Annotated in this window: 4 protein-coding genes and 1 pseudogene; 1 reads left to right on the top strand and 4 read right to left on the bottom strand. The window is 31.4% G+C overall.

Annotation, left to right across the window (positions count from 1 at the left end):
* Nucleotides 1-43 precede the first annotated feature (43 nt).
* Nucleotides 44-481 carry a hypothetical protein gene (locus F3D3_RS22980; protein WP_069876331.1) on the top strand — a complete coding sequence of 146 codons (438 nt, stop codon included), beginning with the start codon at nucleotides 44-46 and terminating at the stop codon, nucleotides 479-481.
* Nucleotides 482-762: 281 nt separating this feature from the next.
* Here the strand turns inward: F3D3_RS22980 and F3D3_RS22985 are convergent, their stop codons facing one another.
* The 4 genes and pseudogenes from F3D3_RS22985 to F3D3_RS23000 all read right to left on the bottom strand — a co-directional run.
* Complete coding sequence (locus tag F3D3_RS22985; protein WP_069876847.1) at nucleotides 763-993, bottom strand: IS3 family transposase; 231 nt, start codon at nucleotides 991-993, stop codon at nucleotides 763-765.
* A gap of 96 nt (nucleotides 994-1,089) precedes the next feature.
* Entirely contained in the window at nucleotides 1,090-1,485 is a 396-nt protein-coding gene (locus F3D3_RS22990; RefSeq protein ID WP_175438479.1) for a transposase, read from the bottom strand.
* 450 nt (nucleotides 1,486-1,935) lie between these two features.
* Nucleotides 1,936-2,415, bottom strand: coding sequence for a DUF805 domain-containing protein (locus tag F3D3_RS22995; protein ID WP_069876850.1), 480 nt, complete (start codon nucleotides 2,413-2,415; stop codon nucleotides 1,936-1,938).
* A 1,259-nt stretch (nucleotides 2,416-3,674) separates the two neighbouring features.
* A pseudogene (locus tag F3D3_RS23000) lies at nucleotides 3,675-4,071 on the bottom strand (DDE transposase); the annotation flags it as partial.

The raw sequence follows: 4,071 nt of genomic DNA on the forward strand, positions 1-4,071 counted from the left end.
CTGCAACTGATGAGATCCCTCTTTAAACGAAAGGAAGCAAGCCATGAGTAAAATAAAAGACGCTGAATTGATCAGCATAGCCCAGAAGTATAATGATGAAGGTCGTATGGCTGCTTATGAACTTATTAGTGACCACGGCATTAAATATCCGTTAGCTATCATAAAAAGAATAAAGAATCATCCGAAATTTGTATATGATAAAGACACGGATAGCTTTATGTACCAAGAAAAATCCAACAAAGACAATGTTTTTTTGAGCATGGAAGAACTCTGTTCCCCTGTATCCATAGAACCTGAGTATCACCAGAAAAACCAAATGCTAGGTAATCGTACTGAAGCGATGGAAAAGCTTATTCAAGAGCTATTGGGAGACCGATTGCTTGAGTTAAGCAAGTATATCATACTTGAACCATCATCAAAGACAATGATTATTGACCAGACCTCTTTAAAAAGTGCAGGTTATCAAATCATTACCCAGTAACAAGTGGGTCAATTCACAGTGTGAATATTAGAATTTATAAAGAAACCTGATCCACCTATTAATAATTCAAGGGTGGGTCAGATTTAAGTGAAAAAGTGGGTCAATTCTACTTGACAATCAACAAACCAATCGATCTCATATCATTTCTAGATATTAAGCTTATTGTTCGTACCAATCTATTCAGCACCAAAATATATCCAACATGAATGTTAGATTTTTATTATTCAAGTAGAAATGTCTCTTCCTAACATCATATACAAGCAAAATACTATGCCTAAAAATCAAAATTCTATTAATGCATTAGTACAACTCAAGCTTTTTTCAGCATCGTTTCTATTGTCCTTTTCCTTGAATGAACCTGAGTTCTGATGTTGAGATATCCAGCGATCCAAAGAGGAAAGGGCTAAATCATATTCTTTTAATATCGAGGCCTTTGTTTTACCCTGCAAATACAATTGCACCATTTGAGTTTTGAATTCCGCTGTGAATTCTCTTCTAGTTTTTTTAGTCATTTCGACTCTCCTTAGGCTTATTAGTTTATTTAAATTCACCCTAAGAATTCTGTCTAGTGTATTGACATGTTCATTAACGAACTCATGTTTTGCTTTTTAAAATTCAGGATAGAGCGAAGACAGTTTTGTCCTTGCATCTTTGGTTTTAAATTGCCAGTTGATTTTAGCGTAGGTGTTGTTCTGTTTGCTTTCCCAAACAAGAAGTTCTTTTCGAAGTAAATCTATATTTTCAATTCTTCTTGATAAGCATTGCCAAATCATACCATTTAGTTTTATCTCTGCTATATTTATCCGATTTCCATGTTTTGGTGTATAGTGAATCTCGAGTCTTTTAAGTATTCTTCTTGCTTCATCTGGTGGAAACGCTTTATATAATGACGATGGTTTATGTGTATTGAGATTATCCATTACAAGAATTATTTTTTCATTATCAGCATATAGTTCATCTACAAGATATTTGATTTCTTCTGCCCGTTTGCGGGTTTGCCCCAAAAGATCGATTATAACGTCGGATTGTTCTAAACCGTAAATCAGTTATTTTTGATTGTAACAATTCTTGTACCATCTCGCCTTATGGACGTATTAAAAATATCACGGTTCACCACAACTTTAGGTTCAATGTTGCAATGCCTCAAAGTAACCCTGAATGGATAAACCTTTACAAAATAAGAACTGTTTGCGAAAGAACCCTTGCTCAACATAAATCGTTTATGCAAATCAATATTTTCAAAATCAACAAGACTTTAACCTTGAAATCAAATATCTTATTAGCAGGTATCCGGTATTACGCAATTGATTGCTTTCCTTATCCTTCATAAAAGTAAACATTCAAATGGGCGATTGGCTATAAAAGCTATGGTTGCATCGTTAAGCTTACTGCAAAATTGCGTATGCTTTTATTAAGTTGTGCTTCTTTTTTTGTTTTTTTCAAATATTAAATTTTTACTTGTGGATAACTTCAGGTTTCATTTTGCAACTATCTATTTTTGATATATCTATTCCGTATTTATTGGTTCCAGCAGTTCCATTCTTTAAGTATAAAAAAATTAAAAATATTAAAAATATCAAACTTAATACCATCTGCGGGAAAACCATTCCAGTTTCAATAAAAAATATATCTAAAACCATTTTAGGAATTAACAACAAAGTTAAATATCCAGAATAATCAATATCATGTAACCTATAGATAATCAAAGCTAATACATAGACCCCCAATATAACCAAAATAAATGCACAGAGAAGTGTCAACAAGTTATTTTGACCTAAAGCCGAATAACACCATCCCAATAAAATCATTAAGGTTGATGATAGTAAATGTCTAACAATAAATTTTTTTCGACTCATTCTTTTTTTTCGAAATTCTAATTTTATAACTAATAGTAACATTACTATCAGAGAAAATAATATTAAACCAATACTCATAATTTGAAATCCTCCAACAAAAAATAATCTCTCAAAATCCGTAATCACCTAAATATGTTTTTTTAATGTTCATTCTACTGTTCTTCTAAAAAAAATTTTCATTTTCATCACAGCAACCAAAGCGAAGGATACTTTCCTATAATAACTTTTAGTAAATTATACCACTGATTCCATAAGGTGTGTTGCGATACCTAAGGTATATCACATCATCATACACATAGCACGCTCTCTTGATCAAGCGTTACGGGGTTATGACAATCCAGTTTGAAATATTTTTTCCTTTTTATACGAAGAGACTATCTATATAATACCATTTTATATAAAAATTATCCATATTTTTTGATTTCAATTTCCTAACAAAACTATTTAATTTGATGATCGTAAACGAAAATGCCAACTAGATTGACCTCAATAAAGTTTTTATATCCGTTAAATTCTCGCCTTTATTAAAAATGAGATTGCTTTATTACTAATTTAAAGCGTTTTTTTAAATTTACAAGTGTCCCTTTGCAAGCAAATATCGTTATTAATAGAATATGATAAAAAATAAAGAAGCTTTCATAGGTTCAGATTAATATCATACTTACGACCTCATATTATTCCAAGAAATTCTGGGATTAATAGTCCAACGCAAAGAATTATTCACCACATTGGAATTTTAATTGCAAGTTGTTCCCTGAATATTTACAAATTATTTAGGCAAAGAGAATATGCTATTACTTTAATCAGACTTTTCACAGACTATCCTTACAATTAGATCACTGATTACAGGGACCACTTTGGAAGGAAAAAATCCAGTATCAAGGTGGACATGAGCTGTTAGTTGACATTACAAGCACATCAATGTATATACTATCATTTGCAATATTAAAATAATGAAGATTTCATAAAATAATAAAGATGGTTAGAGTGTCAAAATCCAAAAGTTGAGCCCCCATCTACCATATGATGTCGGTTACGGGGAGTACGCGATACAGCATATGGTAGATGGGGTATGCGAAACTGACTTTTGACACCCTAACCAATAATTAGTTCTAAATTTGTCAATGTAATGGTTTACATTTCAGAAGGAAATGGGTTCTTAATAGGTATAAGAGATTTAGTCGACTTATTTCTTGAACTGATTACAATAAAAACTAAAAATAGATCGTTGCGAAATAAAAACCAAAGTTATCCACAAGCAAAATTGAAATATCTAAAAAAGTTCAAAAAAAAAGCGCAACAGAATAAAGACTTACTCAATTTCGCAGTAAGTTATTCTATGCAACCATAGTTTTTATAGACAAATGACCAATGTTTAATTTACTTTTATGAATGATAATGAAAGCAATCAATTGTGTGATGCCAGCTAAAAAGATGTTTGATTTCAGGGTTAAGGTTTTATTGACTTTGGAAATATTGATTTGCATAAAGGATTTAAGTTGTGCGATGGTTCTTTCACAAACCGTTCTTATTTTGTAAAGATTGATCCATTCATTACTATTTCGAGGCATAGCAGCATTGAATCTGAAATTATGGTGAACAGTGATGTTTTTAATTCTTCCATATGGTGAATTGGTACAAGGATTATCACAATCAAGAATAACGGATTTTACTGAATCAGACATTGTAAGAGATCTTTTAGGGCAAATAAACTGAATACGATCTGCTCTATTG

It is taken from the genome of Fusibacter sp. 3D3, assembly GCF_001748365.1.
Taxonomy (GTDB): domain Bacteria; phylum Bacillota; class Clostridia; order Peptostreptococcales; family Acidaminobacteraceae; genus Fusibacter_A.

Excerpts from the sequence above, each read along its gene's own strand:
- F3D3_RS22995 (WP_069876850.1), bottom strand. The coding sequence starts at position 2,415 with ATGAGTATTGGTTTAATATTATTTTCTCTGATAGTAATGTTACTATTA.
- F3D3_RS22985 (WP_069876847.1), bottom strand. The coding sequence starts at position 993 with ATGACTAAAAAAACTAGAAGAGAATTCACAGCGGAATTCAAAACTCAA.
- F3D3_RS22980 (WP_069876331.1), top strand. The coding sequence starts at position 44 with ATGAGTAAAATAAAAGACGCTGAATTGATCAGCATAGCCCAGAAGTAT.